Raw genomic sequence first — 1334 nt, forward strand, 5'->3', positions numbered from 1 at the left:
AAAGAAAGCATTCAGAATTTGGTTTTAAAAAAGAAAATAAACTATTTTTAAGTGGTCCTAAAAATGGGAAGCTTACAATCTGATGCAATGATTTTAAAACCTAAATTTTTCATCAATCCTGATAAATCAACAATATTAATTATGATTGAGGTTGCAGCAGAATACAGTTGGGGTCAAGACATAATACTGATTAAAAATCAAAAAATTAAATATCTTGGTTATTTGGATTACACAGTAGATAAAGACAATGGAGAATCAGTTTCTGATTACTGTGATTTCCTTTGTGAAAATGGCAAATTAACAATGATATTTAGTGACGTTCCGATTATTTATTGGCCTGATGAATCCAATGTAATTAATGGAAAAGATTTAAAATTTGAGATAACAGATAATGAAATTAAAAGGATTAAATAAAGCACGACCCTACAACACGCGGTCATAGTGCATGGCAGTACTTTTAAACTAAATAATTCGACGTTCGCTGCAAGCGCCTTTCGTCCTGACAGTTCCTTTCACGAGTGAAAGAAACTGCCACGACACCATACCGCGGGAACGTTAGGCGCAAATTCAAGATGAAAAAAATACTATTGATAGCATATTGTTTCCTTATTATTTCTTGTTCCAATACAAAAAAGGATGACCTTAAATCAAATGTTACAATTCGTGAAGCTTTTAATGACCAAGAGATTAAAGATTTAACAATGATGATGAATTTTTTTGAAGATCAAGTTGTCTCTCTTTCAAACAATAAGTACCCAAATAGAGAAGAATATCTTAAAAAATACTTGACCCAGTTGGCCAATAACGCTGAAAATGAAGGCTTATTCTTAAATATTTCATTTAAAAAACAAAAAGAAATGTATAGTCAAATTTCAGACTCAACCTTTAATCAAATATGGACTATTGGCAAATATTGGGAATTTCAAAGTCCAGACACATTAAAATATCTTTTTTATAATAGTAAAGGAGATTACATTAGATTTATGAATCTTTTATCAGAAGATGACAATCTCATAAGAAACTATTATGAAGCGTTTATATCCTCAAAAAATATGTCTCCTACAATGATAGCAAATGTACTAATGAGATATGAGGAATTAGATATTTCTGACATTAGAATTAGATTATTTATTGCTGTTCATTATTTAACAATAAATGACCATTTCGAAAGAAAAGAAAAATATTAAAATCTGCGCCTAACACGCGGTCATAGTGCATGCGGTTGTGTTTTAATTTGCAAATTCACATTCCGTATGTCGTCGTTTTCGGCTTGACAGTCTCCACTTCGTGGGACAGTCAACCGCACGACACCATACCGCGGGAACGTTAGGCCA

Annotated in this window: 2 protein-coding genes; both read left to right on the forward strand. The window is 31.8% G+C overall.

The window, feature by feature from the left end; translation table 11 throughout:
• The first annotated feature begins 63 nt into the window (after positions 1-63).
• Positions 64-414 (forward strand): hypothetical protein, encoded by a 351-nt coding sequence (locus tag ACE1EF_RS20035; protein WP_375722491.1) that lies wholly within the window; start codon positions 64-66, stop codon positions 412-414.
• Between the two features lie 158 nt (positions 415-572).
• Entirely contained in the window at positions 573-1187 is a 615-nt protein-coding gene (locus ACE1EF_RS20040) for a hypothetical protein (protein WP_375722492.1), read from the forward strand.
• Positions 1188-1334 lie beyond the last annotated feature (147 nt).

The organism is Quyinboa sediminis (assembly GCF_042219855.1).
Lineage (GTDB): Bacteria > Bacteroidota > Bacteroidia > Bacteroidales > UBA5342 > JBHJHP01.